Source organism: Pseudomonas sp. 2,4-D (assembly GCF_030418155.1).
GTDB classification, from domain to species: domain Bacteria; phylum Pseudomonadota; class Gammaproteobacteria; order Pseudomonadales; family Pseudomonadaceae; genus Aquipseudomonas; species Aquipseudomonas alloputida.
Genome location: NZ_JAUHUI010000018.1, coordinates 1 through 20,191, shown reverse-complemented (window position 1 = coordinate 20,191; position 20,191 = coordinate 1). Strand labels below are relative to the sequence as shown.

20 protein-coding genes are annotated in these 20,191 nt (G+C 63.4%); 10 read left to right on the top strand and 10 right to left on the bottom strand.

The features are described from left to right. Positions 1-36: 36 nt before the first annotated feature. The 3 genes from QYE47_RS14735 to QYE47_RS14725 are packed head-to-tail and all read right to left on the bottom strand — an operon-like array spanning position 37 to position 3,631. On the bottom strand, positions 37-1,059 hold the full coding sequence (locus QYE47_RS14735; protein WP_070384003.1) for a histone deacetylase family protein: 1,023 nt from the start codon (positions 1,057-1,059) through the stop codon (positions 37-39). Next, on the bottom strand, positions 1,059-2,300 hold the full coding sequence (locus tag QYE47_RS14730; protein WP_014591498.1) for a Zn-dependent hydrolase: 1,242 nt from the start codon (positions 2,298-2,300) through the stop codon (positions 1,059-1,061). The genes QYE47_RS14735 and QYE47_RS14730 overlap by 1 nt, the downstream gene beginning before the upstream one ends. Before the next feature lie 26 nt (positions 2,301-2,326). Further along, positions 2,327-3,631, bottom strand: a complete 1,305-nt coding sequence (locus QYE47_RS14725) for an MFS transporter (protein WP_070384004.1) — start codon at positions 3,629-3,631, stop codon at positions 2,327-2,329. A 273-nt stretch (positions 3,632-3,904) separates the two neighbouring features. Between QYE47_RS14725 and QYE47_RS14720 the strand changes: the two genes are divergently transcribed. Both QYE47_RS14720 and QYE47_RS14715 read left to right on the top strand, forming a co-directional pair. Beyond that, positions 3,905-4,813 carry a LysR family transcriptional regulator gene (locus QYE47_RS14720; protein ID WP_014591500.1) on the top strand — a complete coding sequence of 303 codons (909 nt, stop codon included), beginning with the start codon at positions 3,905-3,907 and terminating at the stop codon, positions 4,811-4,813. 211 nt (positions 4,814-5,024) lie between these two features. Beyond that, positions 5,025-5,579, top strand: a complete 555-nt coding sequence (locus tag QYE47_RS14715) for a WYL domain-containing protein (protein WP_041167176.1) — start codon at positions 5,025-5,027, stop codon at positions 5,577-5,579. A gap of 11 nt (positions 5,580-5,590) precedes the next feature. On the opposite strand, the gene QYE47_RS14710 is transcribed toward QYE47_RS14715, so the two are convergent. The 4 genes from QYE47_RS14710 to QYE47_RS14695 form a co-directional block, all read right to left on the bottom strand. After that, positions 5,591-6,367: an SDR family oxidoreductase gene (locus tag QYE47_RS14710; RefSeq protein ID WP_010953470.1), complete on the bottom strand. Its 777-nt coding sequence runs from the start codon at positions 6,365-6,367 to the stop codon at positions 5,591-5,593. Between the two features lie 167 nt (positions 6,368-6,534). Next, entirely contained in the window at positions 6,535-7,461 is a 927-nt protein-coding gene (locus tag QYE47_RS14705; RefSeq protein WP_014591502.1) for a LysR family transcriptional regulator, read from the bottom strand. A gap of 126 nt (positions 7,462-7,587) precedes the next feature. Then, positions 7,588-8,310, bottom strand: coding sequence for a hypothetical protein (locus QYE47_RS14700; RefSeq protein WP_014591503.1), 723 nt, complete (start codon positions 8,308-8,310; stop codon positions 7,588-7,590). A 79-nt stretch (positions 8,311-8,389) separates the two neighbouring features. Continuing rightward, a complete protein-coding gene (locus QYE47_RS14695) occupies positions 8,390-8,692 on the bottom strand; it encodes a DUF3077 domain-containing protein (protein ID WP_014591504.1) in 303 nt (100 codons plus the stop codon). A 199-nt stretch (positions 8,693-8,891) separates the two neighbouring features. Here QYE47_RS14695 and QYE47_RS14690 point away from each other — a divergent pair, with 199 nt between their 5' ends. Further along, positions 8,892-9,515 carry a glutathione S-transferase family protein gene (locus QYE47_RS14690; protein WP_010953466.1) on the top strand — a complete coding sequence of 208 codons (624 nt, stop codon included), beginning with the start codon at positions 8,892-8,894 and terminating at the stop codon, positions 9,513-9,515. A gap of 53 nt (positions 9,516-9,568) precedes the next feature. Here the strand turns inward: QYE47_RS14690 and QYE47_RS14685 are convergent, their stop codons facing one another. Further along, positions 9,569-10,744 carry an MFS transporter gene (locus QYE47_RS14685; RefSeq protein ID WP_070384005.1) on the bottom strand — a complete coding sequence of 392 codons (1,176 nt, stop codon included), beginning with the start codon at positions 10,742-10,744 and terminating at the stop codon, positions 9,569-9,571. A gap of 94 nt (positions 10,745-10,838) precedes the next feature. On the opposite strand from QYE47_RS14685, the gene QYE47_RS14680 reads away from it, so the two are divergent. Further along, positions 10,839-11,738 (top strand): LysR substrate-binding domain-containing protein, encoded by a 900-nt coding sequence (locus tag QYE47_RS14680; protein WP_014591506.1) that lies wholly within the window; start codon positions 10,839-10,841, stop codon positions 11,736-11,738. Positions 11,739-11,790: 52 nt separating this feature from the next. Here the strand turns inward: QYE47_RS14680 and QYE47_RS14675 are convergent, their stop codons facing one another. Continuing rightward, on the bottom strand, positions 11,791-12,411 hold the full coding sequence (locus QYE47_RS14675) for a TetR/AcrR family transcriptional regulator (RefSeq protein WP_019438822.1): 621 nt from the start codon (positions 12,409-12,411) through the stop codon (positions 11,791-11,793). Between the two features lie 129 nt (positions 12,412-12,540). Here QYE47_RS14675 and QYE47_RS14670 point away from each other — a divergent pair, with 129 nt between their 5' ends. The 3 genes from QYE47_RS14670 (at position 12,541) to QYE47_RS14660 (ending at position 16,501) form a co-directional block, all read left to right on the top strand. Beyond that, positions 12,541-14,223, top strand: coding sequence for an amidohydrolase (locus tag QYE47_RS14670; protein WP_172830925.1), 1,683 nt, complete (start codon positions 12,541-12,543; stop codon positions 14,221-14,223). Between the two features lie 14 nt (positions 14,224-14,237). Then, positions 14,238-15,395, top strand: coding sequence for a YbfB/YjiJ family MFS transporter (locus tag QYE47_RS14665; protein WP_014591509.1), 1,158 nt, complete (start codon positions 14,238-14,240; stop codon positions 15,393-15,395). A gap of 110 nt (positions 15,396-15,505) precedes the next feature. Next, positions 15,506-16,501: a D-2-hydroxyacid dehydrogenase family protein gene (locus tag QYE47_RS14660; RefSeq protein ID WP_014591510.1), complete on the top strand. Its 996-nt coding sequence runs from the start codon at positions 15,506-15,508 to the stop codon at positions 16,499-16,501. A gap of 7 nt (positions 16,502-16,508) precedes the next feature. On the opposite strand, the gene QYE47_RS14655 is transcribed toward QYE47_RS14660, so the two are convergent. Then, the gene (locus QYE47_RS14655) at positions 16,509-16,994 is read right to left on the bottom strand and encodes a hypothetical protein (RefSeq protein WP_014591511.1); all 486 of its coding nucleotides are present in this window, start codon (positions 16,992-16,994) and stop codon (positions 16,509-16,511) included. 142 nt (positions 16,995-17,136) lie between these two features. Here QYE47_RS14655 and QYE47_RS14650 point away from each other — a divergent pair, with 142 nt between their 5' ends. From QYE47_RS14650 to QYE47_RS14640, 3 genes are all read left to right on the top strand, one after another. Then, positions 17,137-18,132 (top strand): 5'-nucleotidase, encoded by a 996-nt coding sequence (locus tag QYE47_RS14650; protein ID WP_014591512.1) that lies wholly within the window; start codon positions 17,137-17,139, stop codon positions 18,130-18,132. 82 nt (positions 18,133-18,214) lie between these two features. Beyond that, on the top strand, positions 18,215-19,492 hold the full coding sequence (locus QYE47_RS14645) for a bifunctional O-acetylhomoserine aminocarboxypropyltransferase/cysteine synthase (protein WP_004575388.1): 1,278 nt from the start codon (positions 18,215-18,217) through the stop codon (positions 19,490-19,492). A 64-nt stretch (positions 19,493-19,556) separates the two neighbouring features. Next, on the top strand, positions 19,557-20,191 hold a 635-nt coding region (locus tag QYE47_RS14640), incomplete at its 3' end, for a hypothetical protein (RefSeq protein WP_301159095.1).

Genomic DNA, 20,191 nt, shown 5'->3' with positions numbered 1-20,191 from the left:
GCCGGCAGCCAAACCACCGATGCCGGCCTCTGGCACTTATCGCCAGTCCGCCTGTTCAGCAAAGAACGCCTGCGCATTCACCTCCAGGCTCTCCAGGTGATAGCCCCCCTCCTGGACAATCAGGCAAGGCAAGCGCAACGCCCGAATTCGCTCACCCAACGCAGCGAACCCTTCAGTGGTCACAGCCACCTTGCTCTGCGGGTCCAGTTCGTAGATATCGAACCCCAGCGACAGCACCAGTACCTCGGCACCAAAGTCCGTCACTGCAGCCAGCGCAACCTCCAGCTGCCCCATGAAGTCCGCCTCGCTCGCCCCATGCGCCATCGGCAGGTTGAGGTTGTACCCCTCCCCCTCACCCCGGCCACGCTCGTCCGCGAACCCGGCCACACCCGGGTAGAAGTTGGTCGGGTCGCCATGGGTCGACACATACAGCACATCACGGCGATCGTAGAAGATCTCCTGAATCCCTTGTCCATGGTGCATGTCGGTATCGAGGATCGCTACACGGTTGTAGCGGCTGCGCAGGGCCTGGGCGGCCACGGCGGCGTTGTTGATGTAGCAGAAGCCGCCAGCGGCATCGAACCGCGCATGGTGCCCCGGTGGTCGGCACAACGCATAGGCGGCGGGCTCCCCGTCGAGGATGGCCTTGGCCGCTGCAACCGCGCTTTGCGCCGACCAATAGGCCGAGTGCCAGGTGTGTTCGCCCACCGGGCAGCTACCGTCTGCCAGGTAGCGGCCGGCCTGGGCGAGGATGCCGCGCAGAGCGTTGGGCTCACGCACGAAAATGTTGGACATGACCTCGTCACCCCAGTCTTCGGGCACTTCTTTCCAACGTGCATGGGCCTCTTCGAGAAAGGCCAGGTAGGCCTCACCATGCACGGCCTTTAGCGGTTCAAGGCCGGCATCGTCGGGCTGGCGGATGTCGAAACCCAGGTCTTTGGCCGCCTTCAGCAGGCGCTGGGCGCGCTCGGGGACTTCCTGCGGGGTGCGCATGGCGCCGCGCGAGTAGTAACTGCGTGGGTGGTGCAGCAGTTGTTCGGGGTGGAAGTAGCAACGCATCAGCCTTCTCCTTGTTCGACACGGCCCGCACGGGCCAACACGGCGTTCAGCAGCACATCGGCACCCTGCCGGGCATCGTCGGGTAATACGTCTTCGGCTTCGTTGTGGCTCAGGCCGCCGACGCAGGGGATGAACACCATGGCCGTCGGGCAGTATCGGGCCAGCAGGATGGCATCGTGACCGGCACCGCTGACGATTGATTGCTGGGCGTAGCCCAGTTCGTCCACCGCCTGCTGCACGGCAGCCACACATGCAGGGTCGAACGGCGTGGCCGGGCTGACCCAGTGGCGTTCGATGCGTACCTGCAGGCCGCGCTGGCTGGCAATGATTTGCAGCTTCAGGCTCAGGTCGCGCTCCATGGCTTCGATGGCTTCATCGCAGTGGTGGCGTAAGTCGACCGTAAAGCGCAGCAGGCCAGGAATGGTGTTGCGCGAGGACTTGGCAATCGACAACTCGCCCACGGTGGTCAGCCCTTCGGGTGCGAAGTCCGCTGCCAACTGCTCGACCGCCTGGATCATCCGCGCCGCGCCATACAGGGCATCCTTGCGCAGGGGCATCGGTGTCGTACCCGCGTGGGCCGCCATGCCTTCGACCGTGACGTCCAGCCAGCGAATCGCTTGCCCGCCGCTGACGACACCTATGGCCTTGGCGTTGTCTTCAAGGATCGGACCTTGCTCAATATGCGCTTCGAAATAGGCATCCACCGGGCCACCTAAAGGGCGCTGGCCGGCGAAGCCCGTTCGCTGCAGTTCGTCGGCGACGCTGAGGCCATCGGCATCGCGGATAGCCAGCGCTTCGGCCAGCGCGAGGCTGCCCGTGAACACTGCCGAGCCAAACATGGCCGGCGTGAAGCGCGCGCCCTCCTCGTTCGTCCACACGGCAATTTCCAGCGGCTTGCGAGTGTGGATGTTCAGCTCGTTGAGGCGGCGCACCACTTCAAGCCCGGCCAGCACGCCATAGACACCGTCGAAACGACCGCCTTCGGGCTGAGTGTCGAGATGGCTGCCCATCATTACCGGTGCGGCATTCGGGTCACTACCTGGACGACGGGCGAACAGGTTGCCTATGGCATCCACCGTCAGCGTCAGGCCGGCTTCGCGGCACCAGTGGCTGAACAGTTCACGGCCCGCCTTGTCCTCGTCGCTGAGCGCCAGGCGGCAGCTACCGCCGCGGGCGGTGGCGCCGATTTCGGCCATGGCTATCAGGCTCGCCCACAGGCGTTCGCCATTGCTTTTCAACATGTGCGGGTACTCCAGAGTCGATCGGATCAGGCCAGTTCCAGGTGCTGGCTACGGGCGTACTGGCGCGCCAGGGCAAGCACGCAGACCAGCGAAAGGGTGGCGATCAAGGTGTAGAACACTGCCATCGGCCACCACTGGCCACTAAAGGTGTGGGCCAACCAGGTGCCGATCAGCGGGGTCAGGCCGCCGGCAAGGGCGCCGCAGATCTGGTAAGCCAGGGAAATGGCGGTGTAGCGCACGCGGGTTTCGAACATGCCGCTGACGTAGCCGGCGATCACCGCGTAGAAAGAGGCCATGCAGGCAGCGGCCAAGGCGATGCCTAGCACAATCAGGGGCCCGTGGCCCGAGCTCACCAGCACAAACATCGGGTAGGGCGAGGCGATCGCCAGCAGGGCGACCAGGGCCAGGAAGCGAGTTGCACCGATCTTCTCCGACAGCCAGGCCGCCAGGGGCTGCACACAGAACTGGATGATTGCCACGAAGAACAGGCATTCCAGAATCAACGAGCGCTCCAGGTGCAATTGCTGGGTGGTGTAACTGATCATGAAGGTATTGGTGAAGTAGACCCCGGCAATGCCCAGGGTATTGGCGCCGATACACAGCAACAGCGGGCGCCAGGCGGTGCGCAGCACCTCGAGGGCCGGAGCCTGCTCCTTGCACCTGGCCTTTTCTGCCTGCTCGCGGCTGGCCATGAACTCAGGCGACTCATTCACGCCCAAGCGAATAGCCAGCCCCACCAGTAGCAGCAGTGCGCTGGCCAGGAACGGCACGCGCCAGCCCCAGCTCATCAGCGCCTCTTCAGGCAGTCGGGTGACCGCACCAAACGCCAGCAGCGACAGGATAAGGCCCGCCGGGCTACCCAACTGGGCGAACGACGCGAAGAAGTTGCGGCGGCCCTTGGGCGCATGCTCGCCGGCCATCAGTACCGCCCCGCCCCACTCGCCGCCCACGGCAATCCCCTGGACGATGCGCAGCAGGATCAACAGCACCGGCGCGGCCGCGCCGATTTGTGCGTAAGTCGGCAGCAGACCGATGCAGACAGTGACGATGCCCATCATCAGCAGGGTGATGACCAACGACTTCTTGCGACCGATACGGTCGCCCACGTGACCGAAGATGATGCCGCCAAGCGGCCGGGCGAAGAAGCCCACGGCGAAGGTACCGAACGCGGCCATGGTGCTGAACAGGCTGTCGTCGGAGGGGAAGAACAAGGCACCGAAGACGAGCGCGGCGGCGGTGGCGTAGATGTAGAAATCGTACCACTCGATCATGGTGCCGATGAATGCGGCGGCGGCGGCACGACGCGGTTGAGCGGAAGCGGTCGGCTTCATGGGGGCTCCTTTGCTTGTTGTTCTGGCAGGAGTTGCAAGGGTCACGGGACGCTCTGCTGGCGCTTGGCCTGTTGACTCGATGGTGCCTTTTCAGCGGGACAACCCGCTTCCACAGCGTCTGCGCGATCACTGCAGGCGGGGATTCACCCGCGAAGAGGGCCAACGTCGATGCAACAGGTTTCGATGACTGCGATTTATCGGCCGGAGGCTATGATTAGTCAATTTTCTATTTATTATGCGCACTATTAGCCATGCTTATCATCGAGCCCTGCCATGCCTGACCGCTTGCTCAACGACCGCCTCGACTGGAACCTGCTGCGCACCTTCCGGGTCATCGGCCAGGAGCTGTCCATCAGCCGTGCCGCCGCCCGCCTGCACCTCACCCAGCCGGCAGTGAGTCAGGCGCTCAAACGCCTTGAAGAGCAGCTTGGCCGCCAGCTCATTGCCCGTCGCGGACCGCGCTTCGTATTGACAGAAATGGGCGAGCAGCTGTTCCAGCTGGCTGGCGAGGTGTACGGGCAGATGTCGCAGATCGGCGGCTTGCTGGAGCAACCGGCGGACGAGCTGGTGGGCAAAGTGCGCCTGCTGATGATCAGTCGCATCGTCAGCGAACGTTTCGATGACTTCCTGGCCAACTTCCATCGCCAGCACCCAAGGGTCGAGTTGGAAATCGACGTGATGCGCAGCTCCGATATCGTCGCCGCCCTGCAGGAGAAAACCGCTACAGCGGGCCTCAGCCTCAACCGGCGTGCACAGCCACGGCTGGAGCAGCGGCTGTTTCTACGCCAACGATATGCATTCTTCTGTGGCAAGCACCATGCCTTGTTCGGCCAGGCCGAAGGCGATTTACAGCGGGAGAACTTTGTCAGTTTCACCAGCGACCAAATTGGCGGCATGTTGTCGCCGCTGACCATTTTCCGCGACCAACAAGGGTTTGCCGGGCGCATCGTGGCGTCATCGCCAAGCCTTGAGGAAGTGCGCCGACTGGTGATTGCCGGGTTTGGCATCGGCTGCCTGCCCGAACATGTGGTGGCACCGGATGTTGACGCGGGCTTGCTTTGGAAGCTGTCGCCGCACGAAGGGATTGCCGATGTGGACATTCACCTGCTGTGGAACAGAGAGCAGCGATTCAGCCGGGCGGAGGAGATGTTTATCGAGGCGTTGCAGCGGGTCATCACCTGACGCGCTGAGCCGCTCGATAGACCGCTCAGCATTCGCGCTTGCCAACTGATTACCACTACCACAACGACACGCTCGTCGTTGACTTGGCGGCACACCACTTGCCCGAGGCCTTACGCCACAACTTGGATCCCATCTTGTGACGGAGTATGCTAGGCAATAGCTAAACGCCACTACCCAGGCAGGCTCAGTGCCTGCTTTCAAGGACGAGCCTTTGCCCAGCCACCCGACCCGCCACACCATCGCCCGCCAGTGGCAACTGCTCAAGTTGCTGCCCGGCCGCCACCCGGGAATGAGCTCCACCCAGTTGCAGGCTGCCCTGACAACCGTGGGCCATACCACCAGCAAACGCACCGTCGAGCGCGACCTGGTCGAGCTCGCCGCACTGTTCCCGCTTCAGTGCAACAGTAAAGGCATGCCTTATGGCTGGTACTGGCAACCGGGCTTGAGCCTGGGCGAAGCGCAGCAGCTGCAACCCGACGCACTTGCCCCCCCGACACACGTCGTACTGTATGCCTGGGTCGATGACGCGCTGGCCCGCCGCCTGGAGCAATCACCCCTGTCCGTCGATATGCAACTGACGCCCCAGGCTGGCGGCGGCGCCGCGCTGGTGGCCACCGTCGACGACAACCGCGCGCTGATGGGCTGGCTGCTGTCCCAGGCGGGGTCGATCCGCATCCAGGCGCCGCAGGCGCTGCGCGCGGCCATGATTGAACAATTGCGCCAGAGCCTGGCGCTGCATGAGGGCGAAGGCGGCTGCAAGCAATAGCGCCAACGGCGTCAGTAGGTTCCCGGATACGCCCCGCCATCGATCAGCAGGTTCTGCCCGGTGATGTACCCGGCATGCGCGCTGCACAGAAATGCGCAATACGCGCCAAACTCCGCGGCATCGCCAAAACGCGACGCCGGAATGGCCTTGCGCCGCGCCTGGGCAGTGACTTCCACATCACCACCCGCAGCCTTCAAGGTCTTTTGCAGGCGCGCCGTGTCGAACGCCCCAGGCAACAGGTTGTTGAGTGTCACATTGCAGCCCGCCAAACGCTGCTGCCGGGCCAGGCCGGCAATGAATCCGGTCAGGCCACTGCGGGCACCGTTGGATAAACCCAGCATGTCGATCGGTGCCTTCACCGCGCCGGAGGTGATATTCACCACCCGGCCAAAACCACGCTCGGCCATGCCATCTACCACCGCCTTGATCAGCTCGATGGGCGTGAGCATGTTGGCGTCCAGCGCCTTCAGCCAGTCATCACGCCCCCAATCACGGAAGTCCCCCGGTGGCGGGCCACCGGCGTTGTTGACCAGAATGTCGACCTGCGGGCAGGCCGCCAACAGCGCCTGACGCACCTTGGGATCGGCAACATCCCCTGCCACGGTATGGACCTCGATGCCCGGGCAGGCCCTGCGCAACTCGCTGGCGGTCTGCTCCAGGGTGGCTTGGGTACGGGCATTGATGACCAGGTTGACGCCTTCTTTGCCCAACGCTTCGGCGCAGCCTTTGCCAAGGCCTTGACTGGCCGCGCAGACGATGGCCCAGCGGCCGGTGATGCCTAGATCCATTGGTTTACTCCTTGATGCAATCAGGGTGACAGGGTGACTGACAGGCGCTGCCGGGGCAATCTAGAGGACAGGACAGGGCCACCGATAATGAAAAGAACTGATCCACCGATAACCGCCGCTTATCCCTGCCAGCGCTTCGGCAACGGACTGGAAATCAATGGGGACCGTCACACTTCACCCGCCGTCAGTTCCTCCACCAGCAATCGTGCCGCAGGCGATAACGGCGCCGCGACCCGGTGCACGATGCCGAACGGCTCGCTCAACGCCCGTAGCGGCACCGCCAGCGACACCAGCAACCCGCGCTGCTCGGCAAAGGCCGCCACTGCACGGGGAATGACTGCCACCAACGTCGGGTCATCTTCAAGCAGCATGAAGGTGGCGAAGGTGGAAAAGGTCTCCAGTGGGTACCGTGACACCTCCACCCCCGCCTCGCTCAACTCGCGTTCCAGCGCTTGGCGCATGGGCATGTTGGCCGGATAAACCACCCAGCGATAATGGCTCAGGTCGCTGATCTTGAGTGCCGCCGCCCCGGCCAGCGGATGCTGCGGATGCGCGACCACCGTCAACGGCTCCTGGGCCAGTTCGACAAAGCCATATTCCGCCGCGTTGCGGCCCAGCCCTGGCCGGCAGATGGCCAGGTCCAGGCGCCCTTCGTCCAGCTGGACGAGCAGGTTGGCGCTGGTATTCTCGGCGATTTCCACTGCCAGTTGCGGCTGTTTGCGGCGCAAGCGCCCGAGGGCGCTGACCAGTGTGGGCATAGCCCCCATGATACTGCCCACCGCCAGCCGCCCGCCCTGGCCTTGGACGATGCCCAACACCTCTTCGCGCAGATGCCCCAGGTCACTGTGGATCAGCCGCGCGTAGCGCACCACGCATCGGCCCACGTCGTTGGCAACCAGGCCGCTGGGCATTCGCTGGAACAACGGTACGCCCAGTATCTCCTCGACCTCACGCAGGGCCTTGGTGGCACCGGGCTGGGAAATGGCCATGGCTTCAGCTGCCTTGTGCAGCGAGCCACAGCGGTCCAGCTCGATCAGCAAGCGCAACTGGCGCAGGCGCAGGCGAGAAAAAATGGAATCCAGAGAAGGGATCATCAGGCAGGCTCGGCAGGGGTTTCGTCATGCCGAGCACTATAGAGGGTCGTCTGCGGGGGCGTATTGAGTTTTCCGCAAATGACCCTCGATCGCAGAACGAATGCACGGATTTTTCTGCAGGCTGTTTTACCGCGGGTCACGACGTGCCAGGCAGGCATAGGCCAAGGCCAGTACACTGGCCGCCAGTATGCCAAGCAGTATCATCAGCTCACGGCTGTAACGGGCTACCATGGCCGGAAAACCGATGACCTCGCGATACACCTGCACATGGGCCTCACCGTCGGCGTGGCTGATACTGACCCCGCCATGGCGGATCTGCGAGTAGTCGGCATCGAAATACACCCACACCTTGCAGGTGCCACCTGGCTCGATGGCCGGGATATCAACCTGGGCGATGGCGGTTTCCAGCAGCGTGTCGTTGCCGGCAGCATCGCGCACCTGCACCAGGCCCTTGGCTGGCAGGCGGATTTTCACCTGCCGGACCTGCGCATCACCACTGTTGTGCAGTTCAATCAGCAGGCCGGTACGGTGGTCGACCAGCCCTGCCTCGAAAGGCTTGGCGAACAGCTGGGCATAAGGGGCCTGCGCCATTTCGATGAGCCGCTCGACCTGATCATGGCCCAGCTGGCCTTGAACGATACCGTTGATTCGCCCCTGCAACTGCTCGTACTTGAGCTGCTCGCTGGCCTTGCTGATCCGCTCGCTGAACTGGCTGGGATAAGTGAGGTAGGCATAGGTCAGTGACGCCTCAAGGCGCGGATTGCCCCTGAGCAACGCGTAGGCGGCCAACAGGACCATCAGGCCGATCAGCACGGCGACGAGAAGCTTCCCCACCTTGTCCCAGCTCAATGCATGCTTCCTTCTGTCGTGTTACAGACGATTAAAACCGCCCAAGGGTGCCAAGTTCGCGCCCCCCAGGCAAGCCTGGCTAGGCTTCGCCCCCGCCTTCGCGCGCCTGACGCATCTGCAGCAACTGGCCGTCGATCAGTGACTTGGCCATCCCCGCCAGGTAGTACGTGGCCTTCATCATCACCTGGCGGTCGTCAGGCCTGTCGATGGCCTTGCGGGTGATTTCGGTGATGCAGCCCATGATGCCCGAAGCTTCCATCAGTGCGGTGCGTATTGGCAGTTGCGGTTTCATTTGCACCAGTTCGGCATCGCTGTTGCCAAAGCGGCTCGCGGCTTGCACGACATAGGGCTTGCTGCTGTTTTTCGGCTTTTCGCTGTCCATGTCCATTCCTCAAGGTTAGGTGCTAGCCGAGGCTAGGCCGCTGCCTACCCCATTACAATGACAAAGGGGTGGAAAGGGTCACTTTAGGAAATGGACTACAAGAACCCTGCACAGGTAGCGCCGAGCCACCGCTCAGCCCCCCTTGACCCGCCCCCGACAGTGGCGGACGATCAACCTCCCCCACACAAGGACGAACACCATGCTGCGGATACTGGGAAGAGCCTCTTCCATCAATGTGCGAAAAGTCCTGTGGGCCTGCGCCGAATTCGAGATCGCGTTCGAGCGCGAAGACTGGGGTTCTGGCTTCAAGGCCACTGACAGCACCGAGTTCCTCGCGCTGAACCCCAACGCCATGATTCCGGTGATCCAGGACGGCGACTTCACCTTGTGGGAATCCAATAGCATCATCCGTTACCTGGCCAGCCGCTACGGCGCCACCGCGTTCTATCCCGGCGAAGCCCAGGCGCGAGCGCGGATCGACCAGTGGATCGACTGGCAGGCCTCGGACCTGAACCGCTCGTGGAGCTACGCGTTCATGTCGCTGGTCAGGCATTCGCCCGCTCACCAGGACCCGCAAGCACTGGCTGCCGGTTGTGCCGAGTGGTCACGCTACATGCGCATCCTCGACCGCCAGCTGGCCAGCACCGGTGCCTATGTGGCCGGCAGCCAGTTCACCCTGGCCGACATCCCGATCGGCCTGTCGGTCAACCGCTGGTTCGAAACGCCGTTCGAGCACCCGCACCTGCCTGCTGTGCGCGATTACTACGAGCGCCTGAGCGAGCGCCCTGCCTATCACTTGCATGGCCGAAACGGTACGCCGTAATACCGGCAAGGACGTGAATCGAGGGGCGCAAAGCGCCCCAAGGTTCCGGCCTGCTACAGCGCAACCTGCCCCCCTGCTACCACCCCTCGCCCACGCCAGGCAAACAGCAGCACCAGTACCAACCCCAGCGTCGCCATCGCAGCCCCCGCCAAGGAAATCGCCGGGTAGCCCAGCCCCGCATTGATCACTGCGCCGCCCAGCGCCGCACCGATCGCATTGCCCAGGTTGAACGCGCCAATGTTCACCGCCGAGGCCAGGTTGGGTGCATCCTTGGCCGCCTCCATGACCCGCATTTGCAGCGGCGGCACCAGGGCAAAGCTGGCCGCACCCCAGACCAGGATCGCCAGGGCGGTCGGCAGCGGCCAGTCCAGTACCAGCGGAAACACCAGCAGCACGGCAATCAGCCCAGCCAGTGACAGGATCAGGGTGCGATCGATCGAGCGGTCCGCCGCCTTGCCGCCCCACACGTTGCCCAAGGTCAGGCCGACACCAAACAGCACCAGCATGGCCGTCACGAAGGGGGTGGACGCCGCCGCTTCATGCTGCAGGATCGGCGCAATGTAGGTGAACACCGTGAACATGGCGCTGGAACCCACCACGGTCAGCAACAAGGCCGCCAGTACCGGCCTGCGGCCCAGCACACGGATCTCGGCCATGGCACCCTCGCCCTTGGGCGAGGCAACATTGGGCAGTGCGTACCAGAGTGTGGTCATCGCCACCAGGCCAAGCCCGGCAATACCCCAGAACGCCGTGCGCCAACCCAGCATTTCACCCAACCAGGTCGCCAACGGCACGCCGCCGATGGTGGCCAGGGTCAAACCCATGAACATTGCAGCCACGGCCCCGGCGCGCTTCGCGGGCGGCACCACACTGGCCGCGACGATCGAGCCGATGCCGAAGAAGGCGCCGTGGTTGAGTGAAGTGACCACGCGGGCGACCAGCAGGCTGGCGTAGTCGCTGGCCACGGCCGACATCAGGTTGCCCAAGGTGAATATGGCCATCAGCCCGATCAACAGGTAACGGCGCGGGATCTTCACCGTGGCCAGGGTCATCAGCGGCGCGCCGATCAGCACGCCAATGGCATAGGCACTGACCAGCAGCCCGGCAGCAGGAATGGAAACGCCAAGGTCGGTAGCGATACTGGGCAACATGCCCATGGGGGCGAACTCTGTAACGCCGATGCCGAAGGCACCGATGGCGAGTGCGACAAGCGGTGGATTGATACGCATGGCAAGCTCCTTATCTATGCCGCAAATGCTACGATCCGTTTAAAATGCGCACTAGACTGCAATTTTGCGAACCACCTTTGCTTGAGAGGCACAAATGGACTTCAGTGGCAGATCCGGCGAGATGGAGATTTTTGCCAAGGTGGCGCAAGCGGGCAGCCTGTCTGCCGCCGCCCGGGCGCTAGGCCTGACGCCCTCGGCGGTCAGCCGCATTCTCGCCCGCACCGAACAGCGCCTGGGTACCCGCCTGCTACTGCGCACGACCCGGGCGCTCACCCTCACCCCCGAGGGAGAGGCCTACCTGCGCGGCGCACGGCGGGTGCTGGCGGACATGCTCGAAGTGGAAGAAGCCATCACTGACCAAGGCGTGCCACGCGGGCGATTGCGGGTCAGCGCTGCGCTGGGCCATGCCCGGTTGACCGTAGTGCCGCTGCTGGCGGCCTTCAGCGCACGCTACCCGCAAGTGCTGGTTGACCTGACCCTCAGCGACGAGGTGGCCGACATTCTCGGCGGCCAGGCCGACGTGGCGCTGCGCTTCGGTCACCTGCCGGACAGCTCGTTGAGCGCTCGCGCCATTGGCGAGACCGGCCAGGTAGTGGTGGCCTCGCCAGAATACCTGCAACGCCACGGTACCCCGCTTGAACCTGAAGACCTGGCCCGGCACAACTGCCTGCGCTTCAACTTCCGCCGCGCGATGCCCGACTGGCCGTTTCACCGCGACGGGCATACGTTCTCACTGAAGGTTAAAGGGAATATCGAATGCAGCAGTGGCGAGGCGCTGGCGCAGCTGGCCAGGCTGGGCGCCGGCGTGGCGCGTATCGGCACCTTTACCGTGGCCGATGACCTGGCCAACGGGCAACTGGTGCCGTTGCTGGAGGCTTACAACCCTGGGGATCGGGAACCGATTCATGCGGTGTTCGTCGGCGGCCCGGCCATGCCGGCACGGGTGCGGGTGTTTGTGGATTTTCTGGTGGAACAGCTATCTGGCGGTCTGTAGGGCCGGCCTCATGTCGCGACAGGGCCGCCCACGCGCGCCCTGATCAGTCTCATCACGCTTGCATGCCGGCCAGGATAAAGCCCATGAACCGCCGCACATCCGCCCGGTGTGCCGCCATGTCCAGCGGCTCGCGGCTGCAAAGGCGCAGCAACTGAAGGTGCCCGTAATCGTTGATCAGGAACGCCGCATAGCCCACGTCCAGCCCAGCCGCCAGCCTGCCGCTGTCGCACAAGTCCTGTAGCAGGCATTTCAACTCGTTGACCAACGCGTCGTTGACGCGCCTGTAGGCATCCGGCACGCCCTGCTGCTCAGCCCCCAGCAACGGCAGCAACGGCGGCAATATCTCGCGCCAGAGCGGTGCAGGCAACACCTCGAATGCGTAATCGGTCAAGTGCGCTTCGTAGCAGCACAGGGCCTCCAGCGCATCGTCGAATTCCGGCAGGCGCCGCCGGGCTTCGGTCACCGCCCGGTGGTCGGCCTCGCGGAGCTTCTCCAGCAAAATTTCCTGCTTGCTGCCGAAATAGGCAAACACCGTGGGCACCGACACTGCGGCCAAGCGCGCGATCTGCTCCATGGTGGTGGTCTGGTAACCCTGCGTTTCAAACAGGCCTAGCGCCGTTCGGCTGATGGTTTCACGACGCATCGCCTTCTGCTGCTCGCGCAGTCCGCTCACATTCACACCTTTTTCGAATCGTACACGTCGGCGCACAGCATAACGCAAAGCTGCGTCGTAAAAATATTTTATTGACTAAAAGTTTTAATGAACTCAAAACTAATGCTCCATTCTGACCTGGGAGTTGCCATGTCCACCGCCGCAGACCTCATTATTCACAATGCCCGCATCTACACGGTCGACCCGCACAGGCCTTGGGCTGAGGCGGTGGCCATCTGCGGCGAACGCATCGTTTGCGTTGGCGACCACGGCAGCGTCATGGCATACGCCGGCCCTGCCACACGCCTGCTGGATGCCAGCGGCAAACTGGTGCTGCCGGGCTTCGTCGAGTCTCACTGGCATTTTTCCTCTACCGCCTTTGCCTTTCAGGCGCTGGTCAACCATACAGACCCGCAACAGGTGCTGGCCCTGCTCCAGGCCTACGTCGAGGCCAACCCCTGTGAAAAAGCCATTACCGGCATGGGCTGGATCCAGCCATTGATGCCTGGGCATATGTTGCGCCGCGAAGTACTGGATGCCATCTGTGCGGACAAGCCCGTGTGCCTGCTGTCCACCGACTATCACACCATGTGGGTCAACAGCTTCGCCCTGAACGCTGCCGGCATCGACCGCAACACCCCGCCACTAGAAGAGGGCGCCAGCTGGTTCGAAAAGGACCCGATCACCGGCGAGCCCACGGGCGTGATCATTGACTGCGCCGCCTATTCGCTACTGATGCAACGTCTGAGCGAAGCCGGCTACCTACCGACAGGCATCGACCTGTACCTGCGCTCGATCCCCTTTTGGCAAGAGAAACTGGTGGCGGCCGGGATTACCACGGTATTCGATGCCGGTTTCCTCGACCCCGCTGGCGACCAGTCGCTGCTGTATGAAACCCTGCAGCAACTGGAGCGTGAGGAGCGCCTGAAACTGCGGGTGGTCGGCAGCTACATCAACATGGGCACCGAGGACGATCCGGTCACGCGGCTGCAGGCCCTGCGCGAACGCTACGACTCGCCGCTGGTCAAGGCGCAGACCCTCAAGCTGATGCTGGACGGGACCGAGCTGAACCACACCGCGTTCCTGCTCGAGCCCTATTGCGACAAGCCACACAGCTGCGGATCGACGACCATGCCCGAGGAAGTGTTCGAGGGCCATGTGCGCAAGGCCGACGCCCTGGGTATCGACGTGATGGTGCATGCAGTGGGCGATGCCGCCGTGCGCATGGCGCTGGACGTGTTCGAGCGCACGTTCTCCAGCAATCCGCCCCGCGACCGTCGTCACGTCATCACTCACGCCTTTCTCACCCACCCCGACGACATCCCGCGCTTTCGCCGTATCGGCGTCATGGCCAACACCCAGTTGCAGTGGGGCGTGGTCGACGCCTACGCCGAGGCCATCCAGCAGACCTATGGCTACCCACGCTGGGCGTCGATGTATAAATTCCGCAGCTTCATCGACCAAGGTGTGACCGTGTCCATCGGCATGGACGGCCTGGTGTGCCAATGCCGATGCCAGCACAAGCCTGTGGAACACATCGAATCGGGCCACACCCGCCAGCTCAGTGGCGAACCCGATGCCCCTGTGATGCCCGATGCCGACGAGCGCCTGAGTATCCCGCAACTGATCGCCGCCTATACCCTCAACGGTGCCTACCAACTGGGCCTGGAACGGGAAATCGGTTCGATCACCGTTGGCAAGCGTGCCGACATCATCGTGCTGGAGCAGGACCTGTTCGAACTGGACCGCTACCAGATCGGCAATACCGAAGTAGCGCTGACCGTAATGAACGGCCGCATCACCCACGACGCAGGTACCCTGCCCCGCGCCTGACCCCGGACCCGACCATGCACAACAATAACAACACCCTGCTTCTGCGTGCTGCGCTGATCTACATCGCCGCCACGGCCTTGATCATCATTGGCGTACAACCCATCTTCATCGGCCTGCTGGCCGAGCGGTTGCATCTGGACCTGAGCCAACAGGGCTGGGTACTTTCCAGTGAAATGAGCGGAACACTGCTCGGTTGCCTGCTGCTATCGATACCAAGGCGTCATCCAAGTGGCCGTGGGCTGTACCTGGCGGCAGCCTTTGCAGCGCTGATGTTGAACCTCCTCAGCGCTGCGCTGGACACTTTGACGACCTTGATTCTGTGCCGTTTTGCCTGTGGTATCACTGCGGGCCTGCTGTATGCCGGGTCGATCAGCGGGCTTGGCCGGCTGCCGGGCCAGGATCGCTCGTACGGCCTGTCGCTGCTGATTCAAACCGCTGTCTTTGCCCTGTACGCGACGTGCCTGCCACAACTGGCAGAGCAGTTCGGTCACCGCACGGCGATTGCATCACTGGGTTTCTGGTTCGTGCTGATCGCTATGGCTGCGTTGTTCATTCCGGTACGGCTGCAGCGTGTAACACCCGTGCGCCTGGCGCAGCCAGGCGGCGGCTCCGCGATTATCGGGCGCTACGCCCTGCTGGGGATGCTGTGCCTGCAGTTGGCGATCTATTCGTTGTGGGGGTTTGTCGAACAGTTGGCGCGCGAACGTGGCATCGAGGCGGTGGATGTGGGCTGGGCGTTCGGGCTGGGAATACTGGGTGGCTTGCCTGGCGGCGCCCTGCCCAGCCTGCTGGGCGCACGGGTGAGCCGTGGCCCGATGATCGGCCTGGGCTCGCTGGTAGTGCTTGTGTCAATCACCCTGCTGGCGCGGTATACACATGATGCCGATCAGCTGTGCATGGCACTGTTTCTGATGAACTTCGGCTGGGTGCTGGCGCTAACCTACTACATGGGGGCAATTGCCACCAATGACCCACGCGGCACGTTGACACCCTGGGTCAGTGCGCTGCAACTGGGGGCCGCGGCGGCAGCGCCGGCGTTAGTGGCATTGCAGCAACAGAGTGCCGGGCGGGAAATGATCTTTGCCAGTGCAGGGACGGCGGTGGTGTTGGGGTGCGTGCTGAAGGGCGTGGCCGGCGTGGTTCATCGGCGGGCAGTTCGTGAAGCTGCCTGATGGAGCGCATGAGCCGGTGATGGTGTGCAACGACTGCAGCCCGATCTGACACCGATACCGCCCGTTAGGTTATCTTCGACGCTTCACTGTACCGACCGGGCCAGACCAACATGCGTATTGTCATTCCCGACGACTACCAGGATGTAATCCGTACGCTCGATTGCTTCGGCAAGCTGAGCGGGCATGCTGTCAGCGTCCTTCATGAGCACCCGCCTGCCACGCTGGAACAACTTGCAGCACGTTTTGCCGATGCCGACGCCTTGGTCCTCACCCGCGAACGCACACGCATCGAAGCCGCCTTGCTCGACCGTCTGCCCAACCTCAAGCTGATCAGCCAGACCGGCAAGGTGTCCAGCCACCTCGACCTGGCTGCCTGCACAGAGCGCGGCATTGCCGTGACCGAGGGGCGCGGATCGCCGGTAGCGCCTGCCGAACTGGCCTGGGCGCTGATCCTCAATGCACGCCGGCAACTGCTGCCGGCCATTGATGCCTTCCGCCAAGGCCAATGGCAGGTCAACCTGGGCCAGGCGCTGGCCGGGCAGACGCTGGGCATCTGGGGCTATGGCAAGATCGGCCAGCGCCTGGCGCGTTATGCGCAGGCCTTCGACATGCCCGTGCTGGTGTGGGGCAGCGACAGCAGCCGCGCCGCAGCCAAAGCCCATGGCCACGCTGCTGCCGCCTCGCGTGAGGCGTTTTTTGCCGAGGCGGATATTGTCAGCCTGAACCTGCGCCTTTCGGACCTGACACGCCATGGGGTGACCTTCGACGACCTGTCCCACATGAAGCCCGACGCCTTGCTGGTGAACGTCAGCCGCGCAGAACTGATTGCACCAGGCGCATTATTGCAGGCATTGGATGCCGGGCGGCCGGGCTACGCGGCGGTGGATGTTTATGAGGAGGAGCCGTTACTCGACCCGGCACATCCACTGCTGCGCCACCCACGTGTACTCAGCACGCCCCACCTGGGGTATGTGGAGAAGAACGGCTACGAGCTGTACTTCGGTGACGCCTTCGACAATGTGCTGGCGTTTTTCGACGGGGTGCCGAAGAACGTCGCCAACCCGCAAGCTTTGACCCTTCAACGCCTGAACCCGGCGCCGCCTTGAAGTTGCACTAACCGAGCAAGTGCAGCCCCAGCGTAAACACAGCCACGGCCAAGGCAACCAACGACACGGCATGACGCTCCAGATACGCGGGCCAACTGGCTGCTGACTGCGACATGCATTCACATTGGTGCTCAGCCAGGCGGGTCAAGCGTGCCTCCACACTGTCCAGGCGGTCTGCTTGGGTGCTCGCTGCCAGCGCGAGCTTCTTCAGCGCCGTGGTCACCGTGATGGACAGCCCCTCCCGAGCCTGATTGCTGGCGGCCAGTTGCTGCTGGCACTGCTCAAGGTGCTTGCGAATCGCCCCTTCCTTCTGCACGCGAGCCAGGGTAGTTGCCACGAGCTTTTTGTTCAGCATCTCGATACTGGCCAGCAGTGCTTCGTGCTCGATGGCCTGCGGGGTCGACGCGTCTGCCTCAAGGTGGCTTTCGTGCATCGTCTTCCCATTCGCCTCGGCAAGCGGAGTCAGGGTGCCGTGTTCATGTAGCTGGTTCATCAATCACTGTCCGGATACTGCGGTAAGGGGCGAGAAGCTATCAAAATGACATCGCTGGATCCACTGATGAGTCGTGCAATTGACGGCTTTCGTCAGAGCGTGCGCGTACACTTGCCTTCAAGCCACTCGCAGGAGCCGCTGCATGCCCTACCCTATTGAAGAAAAACTGGTCATCGGCGTTGCCTCGAGTGCGCTGTTCGACCTCTCCGTTTCTGATGACATCTACCAGACACAAGGTGTCGAGGCTTACCGCCAACACCAGGAACAGAACCTGGACGAGCCCTTCCCCAAAGGGGTGGCGCTCCCGTTCATTCGCCGCTTCCTGAGTATCAACAAGGCGTTCCCCGACCAGTTGCCGGTGGAGGTGGTGCTGCTCTCGCGCAACTCGCCGGAAACCGGCCTGCGGGTGTTCCGCTCCATCAGCCACTATCAGCTGGACATCACCCGCGCGGCATTCATGTCGGGCCGCTCGCCCTACGAATACATCCCGGCGTTCAATGCCTCGCTGTTTCTCAGCGCCAACGAGGAAGATGTGCAAAAGGCCATCGACGCCAACTACCCTGCCGGGCGTGTACTGCCTACGCGCATCTACGATGATGAAATCGACACTGAGCTGCGGGTGGCCTTCGACTTCGATGGCGTGATTGCCGACGACGAGGCAGAGAGTGTTTACAAGCGCAACGACAACCTGGACGACTTTCAGGAACACGAGCGCATGCACAAGGGCACCCCGCATTCGCCGGGGCCACTGGCAGACCTTTACCGCAAGCTTTCGCGGATACGCATGCTGGAGGACCGCAAGCTGGCCGAGGACCCGACGTACCAGCGGATTCTGCGCATTGCCATCGTCACGGCGCGCAACGCGCCTTCGCATGAGCGGGTGGTGACAACCTTGAAGGATTGGGGTGTATCCCCGGATGAGTGCTTTTTTCTAGGCGGTATGGATAAACCCAGGGTGTTGTCGATATTGAAGCCGCATGTGTTTTTCGACGACCAGCGCACGCACCTGCAATCGCCAGCGGGGAACCTGCCGATGGTGCATGTACCGTTTGGGGTGGCGAACAGAGTGCGCTCGCCTCAGGAACCCGACGTGAAGCAGGATCAACTGCCGATCAGCGAATTGTCACGCGAGCCATAAACCGCCAGAGCGTCGCCCTTGACCCACGCCCGCTCGCCGCCGCATGCTCGAACGCTTCCACCCACGCTCAAGGAACGATTGCATGAAGCTGGAAACGCTTGCCATCCATGCGGGCTTCAGCCCCGACCCGACCACCAAGGCGGTGGCCGTACCGATCTACCAGACCACCTCCTTCGCCTTCGACGACACCCAGCACGGCGCCGACCTGTTTGACCTGAAGGTTGCCGGCAACATCTACTCACGCATCATGAACCCCACCAACGACGTGCTCGAGCAGCGCATGGCCGCCCTGGAAGGCGGGGTTGGCGCGCTGGCCGTAGCCTCGGGCATGGCGGCTATCACCTACGCCATCCAGACCGTCGCCGAAGCCGGCGACAATATCGTCTCGGTGGCCAAGCTGTACGGCGGCACCTACAACCTGCTGGCGCACACACTGCCACGCATGGGAATCCACACCCGCTTCGCGGCCCATGACGATATCGCCGCCCTCGAAGCGCTGATTGATGCGCGTACCAAAGCGGTATTCTGCGAGTCCATCGGCAACCCCGCCGGCAATATCGTCGATATCGCTGCGCTGGCCGAGGCCGCCCACCGCCACGGGGTGCCGCTGATCGTCGACAACACCGTGGCCACCCCGGTGCTGTGCCGGCCGTTCGAGCACGGTGCCGACATCGTCGTGCACTCGCTGACCAAGTACATCGGCGGTCACGGCACCAGCATCGGCGGCATCGTCATTGACTCCGGCAAATTCCCCTGGGCCGAAAACAAGGAACGCTTCGCCCTGCTCAACACCCCCGACCCGTCCTACCACGGCGTCACCTACACCGAAGCTTTCGGGCCTGCCGCCTTCATCGGCCGCTGCCGTGTGGTGCCCTTGCGCAACACCGGCGCCGCGCTGTCGCCGTTCAACGCCTTCCTGATCCTGCAAGGCCTGGAAACCCTGGCCCTGCGCATGGAGCGCCATACCGAGAACGCGCTAAAGGTCGCCCATTACCTGCAAGCCCACGAGCAAGTGGCCTGGGTGAAGTTCGCCGGGCTGCCCGACCACCCCGAACATGAACTGGCCCAGCGCTACACCGGTGGCAAGCCGGCATCGATCCTGTCGTTCGGTATCAAGGGTGGCCAGGCGGCTGGCGCGCGCTTCATCGACGCGTTGCAGTTGGTGGTACGCCTGGTGAACATCGGCGACGCCAAGTCACTGGCCTGCCACCCCGCTTCTACTACCCACCGTCAGCTCAACGACGAGGAGCTGGAGAAGGCCGGCGTGCCACGGGACATGGTGCGCCTGTCGATCGGCATCGAACACAGTGACGACATCATCGCCGACCTGGCCCAGGCCTTGGAGGCCAGCCGCGGCTGATGCCTCCGCGCCCTACCCAATGTCGAAGGCGGGCGCACCTTCATCAAGCCTGGATGCACCCGCAATGACCCTGTTTTACCTGAAACTCATCGTCACACCCCTGCTGATGTGGGCCATCTCCCTCGCCTCCCGGCGCTGGGGCGGCCTGCTAGGCGGATTGCTGTCCGGCCTGCCGATCACCTCGGCGCTGGTGATGACCTTCCTGTGCCTGGAACAAGGCACGGCCTTTGCCCTGGGCGCACTGCCCGGCGCACTGGGCGGCCTGGCGGCGGTGCAGGCCACCTACACCGTCTACCTGCTGGCCACGCGCGCACTCGGCATCGCCGTGACCGTGCTGCTGGCATTGCTGTTCTATGGCCTGGCCGCCTATGCCTTTACCCACTGGGGCAGCCTGTACCTGTCGATTGCGGTAGCGTTTGTGCTGATCGGCGTGCTGATCCGCGCCAGCGGCCGCGAGCCCAAACCTGATACCTTGGCCCGCCCCCGGCACCGGTACTGGGAAGTCCCGTTGCGCATGGTGTCTGCCACTTCCCTGCTGATGATCACCACCAGCCTGGCCAGCTGGCTAGGCCCGGCGACCAGCGGGATGCTGGCGCCCATTCCGGTGATTGCCTGGCCGCTGGTGGTGTTCGCCCATGTGCAGGGCGGGCGAGCCGGGATGGCTGCGATGGTGCGGGGGAATGCGATCGGCGCGGTGGG